Source organism: Capnocytophaga ochracea DSM 7271, assembly GCF_000023285.1.
Classification (GTDB): domain Bacteria; phylum Bacteroidota; class Bacteroidia; order Flavobacteriales; family Flavobacteriaceae; genus Capnocytophaga; species Capnocytophaga ochracea.
On record NC_013162.1, the window covers coordinates 515,360 to 539,029 of the forward strand.

The window sequence follows — 23,670 nt, forward strand, 5'->3', positions numbered from 1 at the left end:
CCTCTGTATTTCTTTATCTTCTCCTATTTTTATAATCAATCTTTTATCTCCAATCTGTAGGGGCGAATTGCAATTCGCCCTTAATAAGTCAATCTCAATCTTGATTTGTGTTAAGTTTGAGGAGTATAGTTTTTCCAACCATATTCGCAATATTTTTCAGTAGGCATAAATTCGGCAACTCCACCGTCTAAATCGTCATCTATATAGTCATACAAAAATCGGTTTTTGTTATCTACATACCATTTAACGAATAGTTTTCCTTTAAAACACCCGTAGCACTCTGTTTAGGGTCTTCTTTCAGTTCATAGGTAGCACAAAAGCGTTATTACACTTCCTTATCTGTGCGACTTGCTCTCTCAAATTTCTTCAGGTCATTCCCTTTGAGGGCGTTCTCTACGAGTTCGGGCAGGCGGTCAGGTGTACAGGCAAAGCAGGCGATGCCGAGTTTGCTGATTTCTTTACCGAGTTTCTCATCGTAATCAGGGCGACCGCTGTCAGAAAGGGCTAAGAGCACCAATACCTTTACGCCTTCTTGGTGCATCTCGTTTAGGCGACGCAAGAGTCCAGCGCGTACACCTCCTTCATAAAGGTCAGAAATGAGAATAAACATCGTTTTGCGCGGATTCTCAATAAGTGTTTGGCAATACGCCACCGATTTATTAATGTCAGTCCCTCCTCCTAACTGTACCCCAAAAAGCATATCCACAGGGTCTTCACGACAGACTTCCGTAAGGTCGGTTACTTCTGTATCAAACACTACCACGTGTGTATCAAGGGCTGGCATACTTGCAAAGATAGACCCCATTACTGACGAATATATAATCGAATCACACATCGAACCACTCTGGTCGATGTCCAAAATCACTGTCCAGTTCTTTTGGCGCTGGGTGCGTTCAAAAAAATAGAACTTTTCAGGAATAAGTCGCTTGGTAGCGGTATCGTAGTTCTTGAGGTTGCGCTGAATTGTGCGCTTCCAGTCGGTCGACGAGAAGTTGGCAATAGGCGTATGCGCTTTTTTGTTGAGCGCACAGGTAACAGCACGGCGTAGGTCTTGCTCCATACGCTTCATAATCTCATCGACTACCTCTTTCACCAGTTCGCGTGCAGTATTTTTAGATTTGGCAGGTATTTGCCCTTTGAGTGCCATCAAAGTGCCCACCATAGAGATATCGGGCTTCACGTTTTTAAGGGTTTCGGGTTCAAATAGTAGTTTGGTGAGTCCTTTGCGCTCAATGGCATCGCTTTGAATCACGCTTACCACATCGGGAGGAAAGAACGAGCGCACATCGGTGAGCCACTTGGCTAAGTTAGGTGACGAACTGCCTAAACCTGCCGAGCGTTTGCCTCCATTATTACCGTTGCCTTCGGTATCGTCGTAGAGGGCAGCCAGCGTAGCGTCCATCAGCGATTGTTGTTCATTGAGCGATACCTCACCCAAAGCATTCAAATCCTGACCCAAGATAAGTCGCCAACGTGTAATTAGGTCGTCCATTATAAAATATAAAAAAGTAATCCTAATTGTAACACATTCGATTTGAGACTCGTACCATCAGTAGTTTTAGCATCTTTCAGCAAAGGGGTAAGATTGTACTGCACATAGAAGTTCAAGGCGTTATACCCAAAGGCAATAAAAGGCTTTACTTGAAACGTATGAGCTATATCGGAGTTCTGAAAAGCTATCGAAACACCATCAGCAGTATATAAACTTCTACCGCTGAAGATATAGGCAAAACGCGCTCCTGTATACACACGCCAAAACTTATGACTGTAAGGAGTAGAGGTGCGAAAGCGAAACTCTACGGGTATTTCTACCGAATGCGTCTCGAAGAAATTACGAGTGATGTTCCGGTCGCTGAAACGTTCTACTATCTCATAGCTCACGCCCGAAACCATTTTGTTAGCCACCATATTGTTGTACACCAAATCGTAAGCATAGCCTATGCCCACCCCAAAGCCTATATTATGCGCTTTGTTCATAGGTAGGTCGCGAATGAAACCTACGTGAATCCCCCTTGAAAGGTTGTGTTGCACCACGCTATTTGCTTTACCAGCCAAATAGTCATAAGTAAGACCGAAGTAAAATTGGTCTTCGAGGTAGTGCAGGTCTGCCTCCGTATCGGTAGCAGTAGCCGTTTGTGGGGTGCTTATCATTCCATCATCGTTATTCTCTTGAGCAAAAGTAAAGAGCGAAAAGTGAAGAGCGAAAAGCAACAGTATCCTATTTAGTTTGTTCATCTTTTTTGTTGCATATTTTGGGCAAAGGTAAGAATAATTAGCAAATTAACAAATTTGCTAATTTCCAAATTTTCTAATTCTCTAATTTCCCAACCCGCCCATTCTCTTTCCGTCACACTTCCCCCTAGTGCCTATGGCCTAAGGCCTAGTGCCTTTTCCCTTTCTTTCGCCTCGAAACCCCGTCTTTACCATTTTTTGCATCGTTGTATTATACTATGAGTCAATTACTTATATACCCTTCCTATACCAATCGTCCAAGATTCGTATAAGCTTCCTATAAGCTCTCTATAAGCTAACCCCACCCATCTTACACCCCTTTTTCACCAAAATTTCTCTCAGCCTTCTTCTGAACTTCTCCGATATCTTCCGAATCTTCCACCCCCTCCTCTGACCTGTCCGATCCGTCTGAAAAGACCGACCCGTCCATTCCCCTTGTTAGTATTATTGACATTTCTGGTATTTCTAGTATTTCTGGCATTATTGGCATTTACCTAATTCTCTCATTTCCTCATTTCCTAATTCTCTTGCCTTTCTGAATGATTGTAATAAATGTAATAAAAACTATTTGTCTATTTAGAAAATTATTTTTACTTTTGCGCCTTTCAAAATCAATATAAAAATAATAGCGTTTTAACACAGAATTATTTTCCGATTAGAGTATCTGAAAAAGAAAATAATTCTAAATATATCTAAATGCTTTTCATATAAACTATTTCGCAACGCCTTTATGTCCGATATTCTACATTACCCTCTTACTGATTTCGTTACCTCTTGTGGGGTGCGTATTCCCGCTCTTAGGGTATATTATCAAGTGTTTGGAAAAGCCTTAGGCACAGCTCCGGTGGTAGTGGTGAATCACGCTTTTACAGGCAATTCACAAGTAACGGGTGAAAACGGCTGGTGGAAAGAAGCCATCGGTGAAGGGAAGTTGATAGATACCCTTAAATACACGGTAGTAGCTTTTAATATCCCTGGCAATGGTTTTGGAGCACGCGAAGAAGATATGATTCCTAACTATGAGCATTGGGCGGGTATAGATATAGCGCGTATTTTCAACAAAGGGCTCACCGAGCATTTAGGACTTAAAGAAGTATTTGCCCTTGTAGGGTGCTCGTTAGGTGGCGGTATTGCTTGGGAAATGGCTGCCCTCGCTCCTACCCTTTTCAAAGAATTGGTAATCGTAGCTGCCGATTGGAAAGCAACCGACTGGATTATAGGCAACTGCCTCTTGCAAGAGCAGATACTCAAAAACTCTACACACCCCTTGCACGATGCACGTCTCCACGCGATGTTGTGTTACCGCACTCCTCAATCGTTAAAATTGAAGTTTGAGCGCACCACCAACATTCCGTTGCAGTTGTACAATGTAGAAACGTGGCTCTTACACCACGGCGACAAGCTGCACAAACGCTTCTCACTCTCCGCCTACAAACTGATGAACCAATTGGTAAAAACGATAGATATTTCAAAAGAACGCGGTAGTTTTGCCGAGGCTGTAGCGCCTATCACCGCACACATTACCATTGTAAGCACTGATTCTGATTTGTATTTCGTTCCTCAAGAGAACCGCGATACCGTAACCGAACTGCGCGAAATGGGTAAAACCGTAGATTATTACGAAATCCACTCCGTACACGGTCACGATGCTTTCCTGATAGAACACAAACAGTTAGAACAGTTTTTAAAGAAAGTGTTTAATTAATGATTAATGATAAATTATTGATGGATAATGGGCTCAATATTATAGCTAAAAGCTACGGAGCTCAAAATGCAAATAAAAAACTCCCTTTATTATTGCTATTTTTTATAAGTGCATATGCGTTTACTTTTGCGCAGAGAAAAATAGAAGGTAAGTATTATATAAAGGACAAAGAAATGCACATAGAGTGTTGTGCTACTGATACCTACACGTTTTATAGCAATGGCATTTTTAATTATGCTGAGGAAGGTGAGTTAGGAATTGTTCATTATGGCAAAGGTCATTACACCCTCACGAAGGATTCTTTAGTGTTAAATTACGATTTAACAGAGGTAAAATACCCTGGATATTATATCGCTAAACCATATACTAATTATAAAGATTACATCACTTTAAACTTAACAGTATACGATTTAGAAAAGAAGCCTTTACCGAATGTAGATGTTTCTCTGTTTAAAGAAGGAGCGCCTACAGGAGGTGATACTGACGAAAATGGGAAATTGATTATAAAAGTACCTAAGACGAATGGAAAGTGTGCTTTATTACTCGCCTATAATCACGAATCTATGTATAAAGTCGAATCTATAGACCTTAATTTATGCTATGATTTAGAATTTTACCTCACTAAAACTCCGATGAGCTTTTTTGATATAGGAAATGCTATTAAAGATGAGGTAAGTCGTTTTAAAATTGTAAAACTTAGAGGAGATGAGTTTGTGGTGCGTAATGATAAAAAAGAAGAAGTTACTTTCAAAAAGGTAGAAGATAAAAAGTAAACAAATGAAGATATTAAAATTTGGTGGAAAATCACTTGCCAATGACGGCATTGAAAAGGTACTCAGTATCATTGCTGGGCTTGCTAAAACTGAACCTATATCAGTAGTAGTTTCAGCACGAGGCAACACTACCGATGAATTAGAGGCTTTGCTCGAAAAAGCGAGTAAAGGTGAAGATTATACTGCCGACTTTCAACAACTGAAAGACGAACAGCAGTATAACGATAGTGTGTCGTTTGAGTCCGAATTTCAGTTGCTCGAAAAACTCCTTGAAGGCGTTTCGCTACTGAAAGACTACAGCCCTAAGACCAAAGATTTGGTATTGGCACAAGGCGAACTGATGTCTGCTAAGCTTGTGGCAACACTACTTCAGCAAAAAGGCTTGGAAAGTACTTTTGTGGATAGTCGTGAAATCTTCAAAACTGATGCTGTGGTAGGCAATGCGCAGATTATCAATTCAATATCCAAAAAACTCACTCGCGACCGCTTTGCAACCATTTCACCTAATTGTGTGGTAGTGGTTACAGGCTTTATCGCTTCCACCGAAAAAGGCGACACCACTACCTTAGGGCGCAATGGCAGTAACTATTCGGCAGCGCTTCTGGCTAACTACCTCAACGCTTCCGAACTGCAAAACTATACTCACGTCGACGGTATCTTCACTGCCAATCCTGAGTTAGTACCCGAAGCCAAAATTATACGTCATCTTTCTTATGAAGAAGCCAATGAGTTGGCTAACTTCGGGGCTTCTATACTTCACGCTAAAACCATTATCCCACTCATTGAAAAAGGCATTCCGTTGCGTATTAAAAACACTTTCAACAGTGAGGACGCCGGCACACTCATTCACCAAGAAAGCGTGCAAGAGGGCATCAAATCGATTTCGGTAATTAAAGACAATGCCCTTATCGTGATGGAAGGTCGCGGACTCTTGGGCAAAGTGGGCGTAGATGCTCGTATTTTTAAAGCACTCGCACAAAAAGGTATCAGTGTGAGTATCATCTCACAAGGTTCATCGGAGCGCGGGGTAGGCTTGGTAGTAGCTTCAAAAGATGCTAAACTTGCCAAAGCTGCTATAGACGAGGAATTCTCACACGACTTCTACACCAATGATGTGAGCAGTGTGAGCATCGTAGAAGATGTAGCTGTAATTTCTATCGTAGGACAACCGCTTGCTACTTTCCACCACCCTTATAACGCTTTGATACGCAACCAAATCGTTCCTTTGCTTATCAACAATGCCGTAACGGGCAAAAACGTGAGTTTGGTACTCAAAACCGAAAAACTCCACAAGGCTTTGAACGTAATTCACGGTGAAATCTTTGGGGTTTCACGCCGTATCAACTTGGTAATCTTTGGTAAAGGTACCGTAGGGGCTACCCTCATCGACCAAGTGATTGCCGCACACGACAATATACTTCACCGCAAGAACATCAGTTTGCGTATCGTTGCTATCGCCAATTCACAACAAGTGCTCACCAATGCAAAAGGAATTGGCAGTCATTGGCGCTCTGCCTTCGATAAAGAAGCTGTGCCTTATAGTTTCGACACTCTGCAAGCCTTTGTCGATAAACATCACTTAGAGAACCTTATCGCCGTAGATGTAACCGCCAGCAAAACCTTTGTAGACAACTATATCCCACTTATCAAGAGCGGTTACGACTTGGTTTCAGCTAATAAAATAGCGAATACTATTTCGTTTGACTTTTACCAAGAGCTACGTAAAACTCTCAAACAACACCAAAAAACTTATCTCTACGAAACCAATGTAGGGGCAGGCTTACCCTTGATAGACACTATTCGTCTCTTGCACCATTCGGGTGAGAATATCACTCGTATCAAGGGGATATTCTCAGGAACGCTCAGCTATTTGTTCAATACTTTTTCAGCAGAAAACAAGCCGTTTAGCGAGGTGCTCCAACACGCTATCAACAGTGGTTATACCGAACCCGACCCTCGTGAAGACCTTTGTGGTAATGATGTAGGTCGCAAACTGCTCATTTTAGCCCGCGAACTCGATTTAGGTAATGAGTTCACCGATGTGAAGATACAAAACCTTATCCCCGAACATTTAAGAGAAGGCTCTGTGCAAGACTTTTTGCAACGTTTAGACGAGTTTAATGCGCCTTATCAGCAAATCAAAGAAGCGCAAGCCCCCGACCACGTACTGCGTTATGTAGGTGACCTTCACGGCGACTTAGCTTCTACCGAAACGGTTCAGTTAGACGTATCGCTCGTATCGGTTCCGCGCAACAGTGCCCTCGGTCAAGTAAAAGGAGCTGACTCTATTTTTGAGATTTACACCGAATCTTACGGCGATAACCCTATCGTGATACAAGGTGCAGGAGCAGGCGCTTCGGTAACCGCACGAGGGGTATTTGGCGACATTTTAAGATTAGCAGAGAAAAGTAGGTTTTAGGGGTTAGCACTATGAATCAAGAAGAAAATCCTTTGTTAAAAATGTCGTTGCAGGAATTGTGGCAACTGTTTCCTATCAATCTTACACAGCACAACCCATTGTGGAAAGAATGGTATGAGGAAGAACGCAGTTTCCTTTTAAAACAATTACCCTCTAACGAAGTACGGCTAAGCCATATAGGTAGTACTGCTGTGGAAGGGATACAAGCCAAACCTATTGTAGATATGTTATTAGAAGTGAAAAAGGACAGTTCATTTCAGAAGCTAAAAGAACTCATATTACAATCAGGTTATCTATGTATGAATGAAACAAACGATAGGATTTCTTTTAATAAAGGCTATACTATTAATGGGTTTGCAGAACGTGTATTTCATCTGCACTTGCGTTATGAAGGCGATAATGACGAACTCTATTTTCGCGATGAACTGCAAGCACACCCATCGGTAGCCAAAGACTATGAAACGCTTAAATTATCGCTTTGGAAACCTTTTGAGCACGACCGAGATGCTTATACCGCTCACAAAACAGAGTTTGTGAAACAATATACACTGATAGCAAAAGAAGAATTTAAAGGACGATATGAAAATAACAGACCATATTAAGAAAGCAAAAGGGAAGACGCTCTTTTCCTTTGAAGTAGTTCCTCCTAAAAAGGGGAATAATATTGAAGAACTATATCGGAATATAGACCCTCTAATGGAGTTCAATCCTCCGTTTATAGATGTAACTACCTCACGCGAGGAGTATTATTACATTGAACACCCTAATGGGCTATTGGAAAAGAAAGTAACCCGTATGCGCCCTGGTACGGTGGGTATTTGTGCGGCTATTCAACATAAATACAAGGTAGATACAGTACCTCACGTGCTTTGTGGTGGTTTTTCAAAGGAAGAAACTGAGTACCTTTTGGTAGATTGCCTCTACTTGGGTATTGACAACGTAATGGCTTTGCGCGGTGATGCGATGAAAGAACAACGCTACTTTCAGCCTACTGAGGGCGGACATACCTACGCTACCGAACTCGTTACTCAAATCAGCAATTTGAACAAGGGGATTTACCTCAACGGCATTGCTGCCGACCATAAGGCTAATTTCTGTATAGGAGTAGCGGGGTATCCTGAAAAACACATTGAAGCTCCCTCACTCACCTCGGACTTGGCGCGCCTTAAAGAAAAGGTAGATGCTGGTGCCGACTATGTAGTAACACAGATGTTTTTCGACAATCAGAAGTATTTTGAGTTTGTAGAGAAAGCCAAAGAAGCGGGCATCAATGTGCCTATCATACCAGGGATTAAACCTATTGCTATTAAAAAGCACCTCAACCTGCTTTCACAAGCCTTTAAAATAGACTTCCCCGAAGAGCTCATCAAAGCAGTAGAAGCCTGCAAAAACAACGCCGATGTAAAACAAGTGGGTATAGAGTGGGCAATTCAGCAGAGCAAAGAGCTCAAAGTCGCTGGGGTACCTGTTTTGCACTATTATTCAATGGGAAAATCGGATAATATAGTGAAAGTAATATCAGAAGTATTCTAACAATTGACAATTGATAATTAACAATTGTCAATTGATTTATTGATTTGTTCAATGTAATGGGTAAGTTCTTCTTTGCCGGTTTTGTTTTCGGCTGAAGTGATGAAGTAGGGTGGAAATTCTTCCCAAGTTTCGAGGAGTACTTGTTGATAAGCAGCTATATTGCGCTCAATAGCTAAAGGTTTGAGTTTATCGGCTTTGGTGAAGACAATAGCAAACGGAATGCCGTGTTCGCCTAACCATTGCATAAACTCTACATCTATCTTCTGAGGTTCGTGGCGCACATCTACTAATACAAATGCACATACCAATTGTTGCCGCTCCTCAAAATATTTAGTAATAAATTGCTGAAATACCTTTTTAGTTTCTTTGGACACTCTTGCATACCCATAACCAGGGAGGTCTACTAAAAACCAACTATTGTCTATTTTAAAGTGATTGATGAGTTGAGTTTTCCCCGGACGACCCGAAGTTTTAGCCAAATTCTTGTGATTGGTAAGCATATTGATGAGCGACGATTTCCCAACATTAGAACGCCCTATAAAAGCATACTCAGGTAAGTTATCCTTTGGGCACTTACTCACCTGAGAGTTACTCATCACAAATTCAGCTTTTTTTATCATCTTACCCCCTATTTTTTTCAAGCCACTTATTTAAAATCTCGTTGAACTGTTGAGGGTGCTCCATCATTGGGGCGTGACCACATTTGTCTATCCAATGCAGTTCGGAATTAGGCAATAGTTCGTGGAATTCTTCAGCGACTTTAGGAGGGGTTACATTGTCGTTTTTACCCCAGATAAGGCAAGTAGGGGTTTCCATTTTAGGCAAATCCTTTGCCATATTATTGCGGATAGCACTTTTGGCAAGTGCCAAAGTTTTGATAAGTTTAGAACGATCGGAGATATTAGCAAATACCTCATCTACAATTTCTTTAGTAGCTACGGCAGGGTCGTAGAACACTTCTTCGCATTTCTTTTTGATGAAATCGTAATCACCACGGCGTGGATAGCCTTCGCTCATTGCTTTCTCGTACAACCCAGAACTACCTGTAAGCACTAATCCGAGTACGTTTTTAGGATGCATTTTAGCATAAAGCAAGCCTACGTGTCCACCAAGTGAATTGCCGAGTAGGATTACTTTTTCAAACTTCTTGTGTTTGATGAATTTCTGTATATATTTAGCCAATGTTTTCACTGAAGTTGTGAGCAAAGGCATAGAGAAGAGAGGCAGTTCGGGGACTACCACTTTATATTTGCTGGAAAAAAAAGAAACTACTTCTTCAAAGTTACTAAGCCCACCCATCAAGCCGTGTAAGATAATGATAGGAGTGCCCTCACCTTTTTCGATGTATGAAAATTTACCTTCTTTTTTTACTTCTACTGTCATCGGTTTTTATCAAAAAGTTTTTTTGAGCTACAAAGGTAATATTTTTATTTCTATTTACGTGCAGGAAAGTGAAAATATTTTTTATTCTCTTTTCTTATTATTAACGCAAATAGTTATTTATTAAGCAAATACAATAAAATATCACATCGTACAACAATGTTTTTCCCAATGTGAAAAATAAGAAATAGTTACAAATTAGTAAATTAACCAAAGGTTATTGTAACTTATGTATGAGTTCTTGTAAATGAGTATTTCTTCTGAAAGAATATTCTTTGCTACTACAATTGAGGTATTTTATAATATCAGCGGTTTTCTGGAGGGTAGTTTTATCATCGAAAAAAAACAATAGTTCTGAGATGATTTCTAAGGTATCTTCACTATTTTTATAGGCTAAAAGTATTGTTTCAGTAGGAGTATTGATGAAATAAGTAAGTGTGTGTGGAGTATATTTTTCGGCTAAGTAGTCCAAATATTTGAGTTGCTCTTCTTTTGCGGGCTTTTTGCTCAATAGTGCGGTGAGCTCTTCAAAGAAAAGGTCTATTTGTCGTTTGAGGTAATCTTTCTCTATCATAGGATTTAGGTGTTAGTTTTTAGTCTTTAACTTTTGGAAAGGAGACGTTAATAGTTGCTAATTTTATGTTGTATATGGCGCGAGCTACAAGCTCACGCCAGCGGAGAAAACATTCATAAATAATCGACAATTTAACTTTGCCAAAATTTAAACCTTTGGGAAAGTGTGCGACTCTTTCACGGTGCTAATCGCTCTAATTTCCAATCGTAGTCTTCGGTAAGGGTGTAACGCAGGCGGTCGTGTAGACGATTAGGGCGTCCTTGCCAAAATTCAAGGCTTTGTGGTCGGACTAAGAAACCTCCCCAATGCTCAGGACGAGGTACTTCTTTGCCTTCGTATTGTTTTTCTAATGCGTGCAGGTGCTCTTCGAGGTATTCTCTTGAAGGGATTACTTCGCTTTGTGGTGATACTATTGCCCCTAACTGACTGCCCAAAGGGCGTGACTCAAAATAACCGTCGGAGGTATTGGCAGGGACTTTTTCAGCAATACCTTTGATGATGATTTGCCTTTCGAGAGATGGCCAGAAGAAAGATAAACACAAGTGAGGATTGGCGAGAATGGCTTTCCCTTTTTCGCTGTTGTAATTGGTGTAGAAAATAAAGCCTTCGTAAGTGTACTGTTTAAGGAGTACTACGCGGGTCTTTGGGTAACCATCGAGTCCTATGGTACTTACTGACATCGCATTGGCTTCGTCTACACTGTTGCTCTCATCGGCTTCATAGAACCAAGTTTGAAAGAGCTGCATAGGATTCTCAGGGGCATCGCTTTCTAAAAGAGCACGCTTGTCGTAGGTTTTTCGGTAGTTGCTTAAATCCATTTGTTTAGGTAAAAGATAAAAGGTAAAAGGTTGGTGATGCAAAGATAAAAAATAATTAACAAATTAGCAAATTTGAAAATTACTAAATGTAAGAAAAAAGGAGTTAAAGATGTATGTTCTTTAACTCCTTTTTTCTATTTTCCTAATTTCTATTTACTAATAGAAAAGGCTTAGGTTTTCTTTAATGGTGGCAGTGCTTTCCAATGATTTGAGAATACCTTGAGCAGCACGGTCGGTGCGGAGTTTCTCAACAGTTTCAGCATAGGTTTTGTAGTTATCCAATGCAGGAGCTACGGTAGCTGAGGTAAGTTGGATTACGTATACCGCATTTTCGCCGTCGATAGGTTTAGAAAGCTGACCTTGTTTGAGTCCGAAGGCAGCACCTACTACTTTAGGTTCGCGTCCTTCGCCTATGATAGTTGGATTTTTCATTATAAGGTTGGCAGCGCTTTTCACTTCGGTTTTGTTAGCTGAAGCGATAGCTTCGAGGCTATTGCCTTTGGCTTTCTCTTTTAAGATAGCGGCTTTTTTCTCGCGAATGAGAATTGGTTTTACCATAGGAGCAGCATCTTGTACTGAGCTAATACCTTCTTCGCCTTGTTTTACCAATTGGGCTACAATATAGTTACCACCACTAGTGAATTTCTTGATATCGCCTATTTTAGTATCCTTTTGGAACAACCATTGTACGATAGAGCGGTTAGAGCCCAAGCCTATGATCTGGTCGTCGTTCTTATGTAGGTTATCGGCACGGAGCACTGAAAGTTCACTTTTCTTAGCGATATTAGCAAACTCTTTGGGGTTTTGAGCTGCCTTCATTTCGAAGTTGGTTACCTTAGAGAAAAGAGAGTTGATAGTCGCTTCGGAAGGGTCTACTTTACGGCTGATAGTAGCGATGTTCACTGCTTCGGCTTTATCAGTTACTTTTACTACGTGGAAACCAAAAGCGGTTTCTACTATACCAATAGTACCTACAGCATTGTTGAAAGCAAATTCTTCAAGAGGTTTTACCATAGCGCCTTTGGAGAAGAACCCGAGGTCGCCTGCACTGTAAACAGCTCCTGGTTCTTCGGAATTTTCACGAGCGAGTTGCGCAAAATCAGCACCTGCTGCTTTGGCTTGAGCTAAAAGCTCTTCGGCTTTTGCCTTAGCTTCTTCCTTAGTACGGGTAGTATTAGGCGTAGCTGCCTGACTGCCGGTGTAGGCTATAAGAATATGGCTTGCTTTTACAGCTCCGCCTGGTTGTTTGGCAATCATACGGCTGAGTTTGAGGCTTCCATCTTCTTCATAAGGACCGAACACTTTACCTACCGGAAGGTTGAAAAGAGTATCGGCGTAAGAAGAACGAAGATTGTCTTTATTTACAAAAGTGCTATCGTAAGGCACATCGGAATGACGGTCTACGAAATCTTTGATATTTTTTGTTTTAGCAAAGCCTGCAATAGTATCGTTTTTATTGGTTTTGCTGTTAAACACTACTTCGGGTTGTAAGAGCTTGAGTAGGCTTTCTTTTTCGGTTTCAATATCGGTTTGCGATGGTTTTTCGCTCACTACTATATATTGGATATTGCGATAAGCCTCTTGCTTAAATTGTTTTTCGTGTTTCTTGATATAATCTTGTATCTCGCTATCGGTTACGTTTACGCTTTTATCATCGATAGAGCTGTATTGCAACGCTACATAGCTGATATCGGCGAGGTCTTTTTCTTGATGGTATTCCATTTCGGCTTCGGTATTGGTAACGCCGAGACCTGCGCGGATAAGGCTGAAATACATTCGCTGTTTAGCATCTTCGATAATAGCATCTTCTTGCATTTTCCACTGAGCATAGGCTTGTGGATTGGTGTTTTTGAGGGTTGCCAAATAGTTGGTGAATTTATTTGCGTCGAACACTCCGTACTCATTTACAAACTGAGGGTTTTGAGCGAGCGGTGTTTTAGCAAGAATTGCCAAAATCTGGTCTTTTTCTACACTGAGACCTAATTTTTCGATTTGTTGGTTGAGTAGGATTTGTTGGACGTTTTGTTCCCAGACGTATTTAGCGGCTTCGATGCTAGATACTTGTCCGTTAGCTTGACGGGTAGCATTTTCGACTTGCTGACGGAATGCATCGATAGGTACATCTTCGCCATTTACGCTACCTATTTCGTTAGGGTTATGGTTGCTAAAGCGCCCTTTACCTATAAAGTCGGAGATGATGAAAGCGAAGAGGGCGAGCCCAATAATCGCAATAAGGAATACGGTTTTACTTCTAATCTTTTCGAGTACTGCCATTGTTTATAAATCGTTTATAAAAGTATAATGTGAATCAGGTTGGATTAAGGAATGTTTAAATGTTTCATTAAAAGCCCCCGTTCCCCCGAAGGGGGACAAGCTACAAAGTACAACTCTCAATAAAACAATATGCCATTTTTTAACCCTTGATTCATATATAAAATTGTTTGGTGTTATTAATCAAACGGCAAAAGTAATGCTTTTTGTGGAAATGCAAAAATAATTCTGAAAATTATTTAAGTAAAAGGTAAAAGGTAAAAGGTAAAAGGCTGTTGATTAAATGGTTAATGGTTAGTGGTTAATGGTTAATTGATAAATTAGAAAATTTGGGAATTAGAAAATGAGGTGCGAGTTACAAGATTGAACCAAAGGAGATTAACTTTGCCAAAGGTGCGAGCCGCACAGGCAGTCGTAGCAAGACAGGCTTTTAACTTTGCCAAAGTTTGAAACTTTGGCAAAGTGTATACCCCTAAAAGTGAGATATCTGAGCTATCGGAAGGGAACGAAAAAGTTCGGAAGTAGGTCGGGAGGAATTTTGGTGAAAAAAGGGTGTAAGGAGGGTGGGGTTAGCTTATAGAGAGCTTATAGGAAGCTTATACGAATCTTGGACGATTGGTATAGGAAGGGTGTATAAGTGATTGAATCATAATATAATACAGCGACACAAAAAACGGTAAAAATAGGGTTTCGAGGCGAAAGAAAGAGGAAGAGGCAATAGGCCTTAGGGCATAGGCACTAGGGGGAGTGTGACGGAAAATCGAAGGTAATGTGGTAAAAATATCCTCCTATACACATATCCAGCAGTCGCTGGCTACCTCCAAAGGGGGGAATGCGGCGAGTCATTTATTCGGTAAGCCCCCGAACCCCCGAAGGGGGACAAGCTGGAAAAGGTGATAAACCTTCCTCCTATCACATACTCCGTTCTCGCGGTACACATATCCAGTAGTCGCTGGCTATCTCGGAGAGGGGGAATGTGGCGAGTCATTTATTCGGTAAGCCCCCGAACCCCCGAAGGGGGACAAGCTGGAAAAGGTGACAAACCTCCCCCTTTACACATACCCAGCTGTCGCTGGCTACCTCAGAGAGGGAAAAGGTAGTGACGGAAAAGGGAAGAAATGACGAGGGACGATTGACGAAGGTAATGTGAGAGCATAACGTGACTGGTAATTTAATTAGCATATTTAAAAATTACTGAATTAGGAGATGTGTTTGTGAGTTCTGCTAAAAATATGTACTTTTGCCCCCGAAAAACATCAGAATAATGACTACCGCTATCTACAAATACTTCTTTTGGGGGTTTCTCTTTTTAAGTCAGTTTATCTTTGCACAAAAGGGATTGGAGGCGCTTATCATCAGTGATGGGGTACTGCTGAAATGCGACAACAGTAAGTTGCCCCGCGATGGAAGCATCGAACTGCCTCGCACTGTAAACAGAATTGCCAAAGAAGCCTTTAAAGATTGTCTTCCACTGAAATCTATCAGCATTGCGGGAACGGTAACTACTATTGAAGAGGGGGCTTTCTCGGGCTGTACTAACCTTACGAAAGTGGAAATATTGCCTAATTCAGTATCCTATATAGGAGCTCGTGCTTTTGCGAATTGTACTAAACTGTTGATAATATATCTGCCTAATTCGGTTACTAATATAGGGGAAGAAGCGTTTAGAGGATGTTCTTCACTGAAAAATATAGAGATTCCGGAAAATGTGAGTGAGTTGGGCAATAGGGCTTTTATGGATTGTTCGGGCTTGCAACAAGTGAATTTTTTGGGCGAAAAACTATCGGTGATTTCTTCACAACTCTTCTACCAATGCAAGCAGTTACAGAAGGCGGTGCTCCCTGAAAGCGTGAAAAATATAAGAAGTAGTGCTTTTGCGTACTGCGAAAACCTCTCTTCGGTAACATTTCCTAAGCAATTGGAGAGTATAGGTGACGATGCTTTTGAGTATTGCAGACGATTGATAAGCATTGATATCCCTGATAGCGTAGTGTTTTTAGGGGCAAGTGCTTTCAACAGTTGTAGCAGTTTGATGAAGGTGAAACTGCCTTACGGGTTACGCCATATCCTAAACGATACTTTTTTGGACTGTACGAGTCTTACTGCTGTTGTGATTCCGGATACGGTAGAGAAAATCAATATACAGGCTTTTAAGAATTGTAGTTCGCTAGTGCGGGCGCAGATGCCTTTGGCTCTTACCAATATTTATTACGCGGCTTTCTACGGCTGTAAGAGTTTGCAATACATTGATTTGCCTAATGAGGTAAAATATATAGGAGGTCTTGCTTTTGGTGAATGCCAGAATATACAAACGATAGAATTACCCAAAGCGGTAACCGTAATTGCTTCGAAGGTATTTTACAACTGCACAAACCTCGCAGAGGTAAAACTATCGAAGTTTACGACTTCAATAGGGGTGCAGGCGTTTTACGGTTGCGCAAATTTAAAAGAGCTGAATTTGCCGAGTAGCATAGAAAAGATAGGTTTAGGAGCCTTTGAGAATAGTGGACTTATGGAATTACACAGTAAAGCTACAACACCTCCTATTATAAATAAAATAGGCTACCGCGGTAAAGTGGTAGTGCCACATAGGTCACTAAGTTTATACAGAGAAGCGGTAGGGTGGAAAGATTGTGCTTTGGAATAGTGGGAGGGAAAGGTAAAAGGTAAAAGATAAAAGATAAAAGGTGAAGCCAGCGAGGGCTCACAGCTGGGTATGTGAGTAAAAAATAATGACGTGGACGAGAAAGGTGAAGCCAGCGAGGGCTCACAGCTGGGTATGTGAGTAAAAGATAATGAGGTGGACGGGAATGGTAAAAGATAGGAGATAATAAGGTGAGAGGTAAAAGAATGAGGTAGGGAAGAATAAATATTAAAAAAATAATGTAAAAAGTTTGGCGGATTGAAAAATTCGCCGTACTTTTGCCACCCAAAAGCGCACATAAATAGGCGTAATATTACTCACTTATAACACTAATAAGTTATGATTCAATACATTAAAGAGTCTTATGAAGAGCTAACAAACCACGTTACGTGGCCTACTATTTCGGACGCACAGAGAGAAATGGTGGTAGTAGTGGTGTTTTCCATCTTATTTTCATTAGTAATTTGGGGGATGGATTCTTCATTTGAATACCTTATAGGTAAGTATTTTGAATTTATGAAATAAAAACAGCGAGGATGTCTGGATTAATAGAAAAAAAATGGTATGTAATTAAAACCGTTACCGGTCAGGAGAACAAAATAAAGAACTACATAGAGAACGAGACCTCACGATTGGGGTATGCGGACTATGTGGAAGAAGTATTAGTGCCTACTGAAAAGGTGGTTCAGGTGCGCAATGGCAAGAAGACCACTAAGGATAGGGTTCATATGCCCGGTTATGTAATGGTAAAAGTTCACTTAGCAGGTGAGGTAGTGCATATCATTAAGTCTATCCCAGGAGTAGTAGGTTTTTTGAGTGAAACCAAAGGAGGCGACCCGCTACCCTTGCGCAAAGCTGATGTAAGCCGTATGCTCGGTCAGGTAGATGAATTGGCTGAGACGGTAGAGACGGTAGCGATTCCGTTTGAAGTAGGTGAAATGGTGAAACTTATAGATGGGCCTTTCAATGGCTTTAATGCTACCATAGAGCGCGTGAATGAAGAGAAGCGCAAACTTGAGGTGATGGTAAAAATCTTTGGACGCAAAACGCCATTAGAGTTAAGCTACACTCAAGTAGAGAAATTGTAACAAAGCCCTCGTAAAAGAGGCATTTAAATAAATTATTAATTATAAACAATGGCAAAAGAAGTTAGTAAAGTAGTTAAACTACAAGCTCGGGGAGGTCAAGCGAATCCTTCGCCACCAATTGGACCCGCATTAGGTGCTGCCGGTGTTAATATTATGGAGTTCTGCAAGCAGTTCAACGCACGTACGCAGGACAAACAAGGGAAAGTACTTCCTGTGGTTATCACCGTTTACAAAGACAAGTCATTCGACTTTGTTATCAAGACTGCGCCTGCTGCTGTTCAGCTATTGGAAGCCGCTAAGGTTAAAGGAGGTTCCGGAGAGCCAAACCGTAAGAAAGTAGCAAGTATCACTTGGGAACAAGTGAGAGCAATTGCAGAAGACAAAATGCCGGATTTGAGTGCATTTACAATTGAATCTGCAATGAGTATGGTTGCTGGTACGGCACGTTCAATGGGTATTACAGTAACTGGAGAAAAACCTTTTTAATCGCAAAGCAATATGGCAAAATTAACAAAGAAACACAAAGAAGCTCTTGCAAAAGTTGATAGAAACAAACTCTATTCATTAAAAGAGGCTTCAGCATTACTCAAAGAAATCACTTACACTAAATTTGATGCTTCTGTGGACATTGCAGTGCGTTTAGGGGTAGACCCACGTAAAGCAAACCAAATGGTGCGAGGCGTAGTTACGCTTCCTCACGGAACAGGTAAAGACGTGCGAGTGCTTGCCTTAGTAACTCCAGAGAAAGAAGCAGAAGCTAAAGCTGCTGGAGCTGATTATGTAGGGCTTGATGAATATCTACAAAAGATAAAAGATGGCTGGACAGATGTAGACGTAATCGTTACTATGCCAGCAGTAATGGGTAAGTTAGGTCCTTTAGGACGAGTATTGGGTCCTCGAGGCTTGATGCCAAACCCTAAAACTGGTACTGTTACTATGGAAATCGGGAAAGCTGTACAAGAAGTAAAGTCTGGTAAAATCGACTTCCGCGTAGACAAAACAGGTATCGTTCACGCCTCTATCGGTAAAATATCCTTCACTGCCGATAAGATTGTAGACAACGCCAATGAGTTAATTCAAACATTAATAAAGATGAAACCTACCGCTGCTAAGGGTACGTATATGAAATCGATTTATCTTTCATCTACTATGAGCCCAAGTATTGCAGTAGATACTAAAACAGTTTAATTTGTAGTTAAAAACCGAAATTATGACAAGAGAAGAAAAATCATTAGTAATAGATAATTTAACTGCACAGTTAGCTGAAAGTAATGTTATTTATGTAACAGATTTAACTGGTTTGAATGCTCAAGACACAAGCGCATTGCGTCGTGCTTGTTTCAAAGCAAATATCAAATTGGCAGTTGTAAAGAACACTTTGCTTGCCAAAGCAATGGAAGTTTCAGAAAAAGAGTTTGGTGAATTGCCAACTATTCTTAAAGGAAATACCTCATTGATGTATGCTGAAGTAGGGAATGCTCCTGCTAAGCTCATTAAAGAGTTCCGCAAGAAATCAGAGAAACCTATCTTGAAAGGGGCATATGTAGATACAGCTGTATTTATCGGCGACAATCAATTAGACGCCTTATCAGCTCTCAAATCTAAGAACGAAGTTATTGGTGAAATCATTGGCTTGCTCCAATCACCTGCCAAGAACGTTGTTTCAGCTCTTAAATCAGGAGGAGGTAAATTGGCTGGTATCATCAAGACCTTATCTGAAAAATAAAACTAAACGCACAAAATTATTTTTAAACAATTAAACAAAAACGATAGAAAAATGGCAGATTTAAAAAAATTCGCAGAACAATTAGTAAACTTAACCGTTAAAGAAGTAAACGAGCTTGCACAAATCTTGAAAGATGAGTACGGCATTGAGCCAGCAGCCGCAGCAGTAGCAGTAGCAGCTGGAGGTGCAGTAGCTGGAGGTGCAGCAGAAGCCGGTGCTGAAAAAACAGAATTTGATGTATTCTTGAAATCAGCAGGAGCTAACAAATTAGCGGTTGTTAAATTAGTAAAAGACTTAACTGGTCTTGGACTAAAAGAAGCTAAAGAAGTAGTAGACGGCGCTCCTTCAAAAGTAAAAGAAGGTGTTTCTAAAGAAGAAGCTGAAGGGCTTAAAAAATCTTTAGAAGAAGCTGGTGCAGAAGTAGAATTGAAATAATTTTACTTATAAACCCTATAAGGTTTAGGTCTTTTTCAGTAGGAATTAGACCTAAACCATTTTGTAATTTAAGGCAACAATACAACAACGATATTATGGCAAGAGATTTGTGCCATATGAACTTTAAAAAAGTTTAGGACTTTGAGAAAGTCTTAACTATGACAAACTCACGACTAACGACTTACTACTAACGATTAAACAATAATATTAAAGTAAAGAAAATGCTTACGAATCAAACCGCAAGAGTGAATTTTGCTTCCGTGAAACACGTTCCTGAATACCCTGACTTCTTGGATATTCAAATCAAATCGTTTCAAGAGTTCTTTCAGATGGAGACCAAATCGGAAGACCGAGTGCACGAGGGATTGTATCATACCTTTAAAGAGAACTTTCCTATATCGGACACTCGCAACCAATTCGTATTGGAGTTTCTCGACTATTTCGTAGACCCTCCTCGCTACACTATCCAAGAATGTATAGAACGCGGTCTTACTTATAGTGTGCCTCTGAAAGCCCGATTAAAGCTTTATTGTACTGACCCCGAGCACGAAGATTTTGAAACTATCGTACAAGACGTTTATTTGGGCACAATCCCTTATATGACAGCAAGCGGAACATTCGTTATCAACGGAGCTGAGCGTGTAGTAGTATCGCAGTTACACCGTTCACCAGGGGTATTCTTCGGTCAGTCGTTTCACGCTAATGGTACTAAACTCTACTCTGCACGTATTATTCCTTTCAAAGGTTCGTGGATTGAGTTTGCTACCGATATCAACAACGTGATGTATGCCTATATCGACCGTAAGAAAAAACTCCCTGTTACAACACTCTTCCGTGCGATTGGGTTTGAACGTGATAAAGATATATTGGAAATATTCGACCTTGCAGAAGAAATAAAGGTTTCTAAAACAGGACTTAAAAAATACATCGGTCGTCGTTTGGCTGCCCGTGTGCTCAACACTTGGCACGAAGACTTCGTAGACGAAGATACCGGAGAGGTAGTATCTATCGAGCGTAATGAGATTATCCTCGACCGCGATACTGTACTCGACGAAGATAACATTCAAGAAATCTTAGAAGCTGATGTAAAGACCATTCTTCTTCACAAAGAAGATAGTCAGGCTACCGACTATACCATTATCCACAATACTTTACAAAAAGACCCTACCAACTCTGAGAAGGAAGCAGTGGAACACATTTACCGACAGTTGCGTAATGCTGAACCGCCCGATGAGGAAACTGCTCGCGGTATTATCGACAAGTTGTTCTTCTCAGACCAACGTTACAATTTGGGAGACGTAGGGCGTTACCGTATCAACAAAAAATTGGGATTGGATACCCCTATGGAAAAGCAAGTGCTTACCAAAGAGGATATCATTACCATTGTAAAATATTTGATTGAGCTCATCAACTCTAAAGCAGAGGTAGATGATATCGACCACTTGTCTAACCGCCGTGTGCGCACAGTAGGAGAGCAATTGGCAGCTCAGTTTGGCGTAGGTCTTTCTCGTATGTCGCGCACTATCCGTGAACGTATGAACGTACGTGACAACGAGGTATTTACTCCTATCGATTTGATCAATGCGAAGACCCTTTCTTCTGTAATTAACTCGTTCTTTGGTACAAACCAATTATCTCAGTTTATGGATCAAACGAATCCTTTGGCTGAGATTACTCACAAACGCCGTTTGTCCGCCTTAGGGCCTGGAGGTTTGTCGCGTGAGCGTGCGGGCTTTGAGGTGCGAGACGTACACTATACTCACTACGGACGTTTGTGCCCTATTGAAACCCCAGAAGGGCCGAATATCGGTTTGATATCTTCGTTGGCGGTATTCTCGAAGGTAAACGGTATGGGCTTTATAGAAACCCCTTATCACAAAGTTACTAATGGGAAGGTAGATCTTAAAGATATGACCTACCTCACTGCCGAAGACGAAGAAGGACTCAAAATTGGTATGGCTAATATCGCATTAGACGATAAAGCTAATATCACTGAAGAAAAAGTGGTTGTAAAAGAAGATGGTGACTTCCCTGTAATTGAACCTAACGAAGTACAATATATAGACGTTGCTCCTAACCAAATCGCTTCTATTTCGGCTTCCCTTATTCCGTTCTTGGAACACGACGACGCGAACCGTGCGTTAATGGGCTCGAATATGATGCGTCAGGCAGTACCTTTGTTAAGACCTGAAGCGCCTATCGTAGGAACAGGTTTGGAACGCCGTGTAGCTTCAGATGCCCGTGTGCTTATGAACGCAGAGGGTGATGGTACTGTTGATTATGTAGATGCTGATAAAATCATTATCACTTATGACCGTACTGATGAACAAAAATTGGTAAGCTTTGATGCTGATGAAACAGTATATAACCTTATCAAATTCCAAAAAACAAACCAAGGCACTTGTATCAACTTAAAACCGATAGTTGAAAAAGGTGAGAGAGTGAAAAAAGGTCAGGTGTTGTGTGAAGGTTATGCTACTGAAAACGGAGAGTTAGCACTCGGTCGTAATATGAAGGTAGCGTTTATGCCTTGGAAAGGTTATAACTTTGAGGACGCGATTGTGATTTCGGAACGCGCTGTACGCGAGGATTTATTCACTTCTATCCACATTGATGAATACGCTTTGGAAGTACGTGATACTAAATTGGGAGCTGAAGAGCTTACTAATGATATCCCGAACGTATCGGAAGATGCGACCAAAGATTTGGACGAATACGGTATGATTCGCATTGGAGCAGAAGTACGCCCAGGTGATATTCTTATCGGTAAGATTACTCCTAAAGGAGAATCAGACCCTACCCCTGAAGAGAAACTCCTCCGTGCTATCTTTGGTGATAAAGCAGGTGATGTGAAAGACGCTTCTCTAAAAGCTTCACCTTCACTTTACGGGGTGGTTATCGACAAGAAATTGTTTTCACGTGCAGTAAAAGACAAACGCAAACGCAGTAAAGATAAAGAAGATGTAGCACAATTAGAAGCTAATTACAACGCTAAGTTTGAAACTCTTCGCTCTAAATTATTGGAAAAACTATATAGTTTGGTGGCTGAAAAGACTTCGGAAGGAGTAGTAAACGACCTCGGTGAAGAAATTGTGCCTAAAGGTAAGAAATATACTAAGAAAGTGCTTGAAGGTATTGAGGATTATGCTCACCTTACTTCTGCAGGTTGGACTGACGATAAGCACATCAACGGTCTTATAGATGACCTTTTGCACAACTATCGCATTCGTGAAAATGACCTACAAGGAGGATTACGTCGCGATAAATTTACCATTGCTGTGGGTGACGAATTACCTGCAGGTATTCTAAAATTAGCTAAAATTTACGTGGCTAAGAAACGTAAGCTAAAAGTAGGGGATAAGATGGCAGGTCGACACGGTAACAAGGGTATCGTAGCACGTATCGTTCGCGATGAGGATATGCCATTCCTTGAAGACGGAACTCCGGTAGACATCGTGTTGAACCCTCTTGGGGTACCTTCACGTATGAACATCGGTCAGATATACGAAACTGTATTGGGTTGGGCAGGACAAAAGCTCGGCAAGAAGTTTGCAACTCCTATCTTCGATGGAGCATCGCTTGAGCAAATTAATGAGCTTACCGATGAAGCAGGCGTACCGCGTTTCGGTCATACTTATCTATACGATGGTGGTACCGGTGAACGTTTTGACCAAAAAGCCACTGTAGGGGTGATTTATATGATCAAACTCGGACATATGATTGACGATAAGATGCACGCTCGTTCTATCGGTCCGTACTCACTTATCACCCAACAGCCATTGGGAGGTAAAGCCCAATTTGGTGGACAGCGTTTTGGAGAGATGGAGGTATGGGCATTGGAGGCTTATGGAGCATCTAGTACCTTACGCGAAATCTTAACTGTAAAATCTGACGACGTAGTAGGTCGTGCCAAAACTTACGAAGCGATTGTAAAAGGTGAGACAATGCCAGAACCAGGATTGCCAGAATCTTTCAACGTATTGATGCACGAGCTCAAAGGTCTTGGATTGGATATCAGACTTGAAGAATAATGATTAATTATTAATGGTTAATAATTAATTGTTGAAGTTAT

The 23,670-nt window shown here is 41.0% G+C and carries 22 protein-coding genes; 14 read left to right on the top strand and 8 right to left on the bottom strand.

Going from position 1 to position 23,670, the window contains the following annotated elements:
* Positions 1 to 325: 325 nt before the first annotated feature.
* The 3 genes from COCH_RS02050 to COCH_RS12145 all read right to left on the bottom strand — a co-directional run bounded on the left by COCH_RS02050 (position 326) and on the right by COCH_RS12145 (position 2,713).
* A complete protein-coding gene (locus tag COCH_RS02050) occupies positions 326 to 1,492 on the bottom strand; it encodes a VWA domain-containing protein (protein ID WP_015781723.1) in 1,167 nt (388 codons plus the stop codon).
* Positions 1,492 to 2,235 (bottom strand): porin family protein, encoded by a 744-nt coding sequence (locus tag COCH_RS02055; protein ID WP_015781724.1) that lies wholly within the window; start codon positions 2,233 to 2,235, stop codon positions 1,492 to 1,494. The genes COCH_RS02050 and COCH_RS02055 overlap by 1 nt, the downstream gene beginning before the upstream one ends.
* A 307-nt stretch (positions 2,236 to 2,542) precedes the next feature.
* A complete protein-coding gene (locus COCH_RS12145; protein ID WP_167524720.1) occupies positions 2,543 to 2,713 on the bottom strand; it encodes a hypothetical protein in 171 nt (56 codons plus the stop codon).
* A 249-nt stretch (positions 2,714 to 2,962) separates the two neighbouring features.
* Here COCH_RS12145 and COCH_RS02065 point away from each other — a divergent pair, with 249 nt between their 5' ends.
* Genes COCH_RS02065 through metF form a run of 5 tightly spaced genes read left to right on the top strand, consistent with a single transcriptional unit; the run spans position 2,963 to position 8,662 of the window.
* Positions 2,963 to 3,937, top strand: coding sequence for an alpha/beta fold hydrolase (locus COCH_RS02065; RefSeq protein ID WP_015781726.1), 975 nt, complete (start codon positions 2,963 to 2,965; stop codon positions 3,935 to 3,937).
* Positions 3,937 to 4,710: an Ig-like domain-containing protein gene (locus COCH_RS02070; protein ID WP_015781727.1), complete on the top strand. Its 774-nt coding sequence runs from the start codon at positions 3,937 to 3,939 to the stop codon at positions 4,708 to 4,710. Before COCH_RS02065 ends, COCH_RS02070 begins: the two co-directional genes overlap by 1 nt.
* A 4-nt stretch (positions 4,711 to 4,714) precedes the next feature.
* Positions 4,715 to 7,129, top strand: a complete 2,415-nt coding sequence (gene thrA, locus COCH_RS02075; RefSeq protein WP_015781728.1) for a bifunctional aspartate kinase/homoserine dehydrogenase I — start codon at positions 4,715 to 4,717, stop codon at positions 7,127 to 7,129.
* Between the two features lie 11 nt (positions 7,130 to 7,140).
* Positions 7,141 to 7,731: a GrpB family protein gene (locus COCH_RS02080; RefSeq protein WP_015781729.1), complete on the top strand. Its 591-nt coding sequence runs from the start codon at positions 7,141 to 7,143 to the stop codon at positions 7,729 to 7,731.
* Positions 7,709 to 8,662, top strand: a complete 954-nt coding sequence (gene metF, locus COCH_RS02085; protein ID WP_015781730.1) for a methylenetetrahydrofolate reductase [NAD(P)H] — start codon at positions 7,709 to 7,711, stop codon at positions 8,660 to 8,662. The genes COCH_RS02080 and metF overlap by 23 nt, the downstream gene beginning before the upstream one ends.
* Positions 8,663 to 8,679: 17 nt before the next feature.
* Here metF and yihA read toward each other — a convergent pair whose 3' ends face one another.
* From yihA to COCH_RS02110, 5 genes are all read right to left on the bottom strand, one after another.
* A complete protein-coding gene (gene yihA, locus COCH_RS02090; RefSeq protein ID WP_015781731.1) occupies positions 8,680 to 9,282 on the bottom strand; it encodes a ribosome biogenesis GTP-binding protein YihA/YsxC in 603 nt (200 codons plus the stop codon).
* 1 nt (position 9,283) lies between these two features.
* A complete protein-coding gene (locus tag COCH_RS02095) occupies positions 9,284 to 10,045 on the bottom strand; it encodes an alpha/beta fold hydrolase (protein ID WP_015781732.1) in 762 nt (253 codons plus the stop codon).
* Between the two features lie 214 nt (positions 10,046 to 10,259).
* A complete protein-coding gene (locus COCH_RS02100) occupies positions 10,260 to 10,616 on the bottom strand; it encodes a hypothetical protein (protein ID WP_015781733.1) in 357 nt (118 codons plus the stop codon).
* 176 nt (positions 10,617 to 10,792) lie between these two features.
* Positions 10,793 to 11,434 carry a pyridoxamine 5'-phosphate oxidase gene (gene pdxH / locus COCH_RS02105; RefSeq protein ID WP_015781734.1) on the bottom strand — a complete coding sequence of 214 codons (642 nt, stop codon included), beginning with the start codon at positions 11,432 to 11,434 and terminating at the stop codon, positions 10,793 to 10,795.
* Positions 11,435 to 11,590: 156 nt separating this feature from the next.
* The gene (locus COCH_RS02110) at positions 11,591 to 13,708 is read right to left on the bottom strand and encodes a peptidylprolyl isomerase (RefSeq protein ID WP_015781735.1); all 2,118 of its coding nucleotides are present in this window, start codon (positions 13,706 to 13,708) and stop codon (positions 11,591 to 11,593) included.
* Positions 13,709 to 14,537: 829 nt separating this feature from the next.
* On the opposite strand from COCH_RS02110, the gene COCH_RS12310 reads away from it, so the two are divergent.
* The 9 genes from COCH_RS12310 (at position 14,538) to rpoB (ending at position 23,629) form a co-directional block, all read left to right on the top strand.
* Positions 14,538 to 14,654 carry a phosphinothricin acetyltransferase gene (locus COCH_RS12310; protein WP_223375694.1) on the top strand — a complete coding sequence of 39 codons (117 nt, stop codon included), beginning with the start codon at positions 14,538 to 14,540 and terminating at the stop codon, positions 14,652 to 14,654.
* 315 nt (positions 14,655 to 14,969) lie between these two features.
* Positions 14,970 to 16,352, top strand: a complete 1,383-nt coding sequence (locus tag COCH_RS02115; protein WP_015781736.1) for a leucine-rich repeat domain-containing protein — start codon at positions 14,970 to 14,972, stop codon at positions 16,350 to 16,352.
* Positions 16,353 to 16,688: 336 nt separating this feature from the next.
* Entirely contained in the window at positions 16,689 to 16,874 is a 186-nt protein-coding gene (gene secE / locus COCH_RS02120; RefSeq protein ID WP_002673667.1) for a preprotein translocase subunit SecE, read from the top strand.
* Positions 16,875 to 16,885: 11 nt separating this feature from the next.
* On the top strand, positions 16,886 to 17,437 hold the full coding sequence (gene nusG, locus COCH_RS02125) for a transcription termination/antitermination protein NusG (RefSeq protein ID WP_002673668.1): 552 nt from the start codon (positions 16,886 to 16,888) through the stop codon (positions 17,435 to 17,437).
* Between the two features lie 48 nt (positions 17,438 to 17,485).
* Positions 17,486 to 17,923, top strand: a complete 438-nt coding sequence (gene rplK, locus COCH_RS02130) for a 50S ribosomal protein L11 (protein ID WP_002673669.1) — start codon at positions 17,486 to 17,488, stop codon at positions 17,921 to 17,923.
* A 12-nt stretch (positions 17,924 to 17,935) separates the two neighbouring features.
* The gene (rplA, locus tag COCH_RS02135) at positions 17,936 to 18,625 is read left to right on the top strand and encodes a 50S ribosomal protein L1 (protein ID WP_009418480.1); all 690 of its coding nucleotides are present in this window, start codon (positions 17,936 to 17,938) and stop codon (positions 18,623 to 18,625) included.
* Positions 18,626 to 18,647: 22 nt separating this feature from the next.
* Complete coding sequence (gene rplJ, locus COCH_RS02140; protein WP_015781737.1) at positions 18,648 to 19,163, top strand: 50S ribosomal protein L10; 516 nt, start codon at positions 18,648 to 18,650, stop codon at positions 19,161 to 19,163.
* Between the two features lie 51 nt (positions 19,164 to 19,214).
* Positions 19,215 to 19,598: a 50S ribosomal protein L7/L12 gene (rplL, locus tag COCH_RS02145; RefSeq protein ID WP_002673673.1), complete on the top strand. Its 384-nt coding sequence runs from the start codon at positions 19,215 to 19,217 to the stop codon at positions 19,596 to 19,598.
* Between the two features lie 221 nt (positions 19,599 to 19,819).
* Complete coding sequence (rpoB, locus tag COCH_RS02150) at positions 19,820 to 23,629, top strand: DNA-directed RNA polymerase subunit beta (RefSeq protein WP_015781738.1); 3,810 nt, start codon at positions 19,820 to 19,822, stop codon at positions 23,627 to 23,629.
* The last annotated feature ends 41 nt before the right edge of the window (positions 23,630 to 23,670 follow it).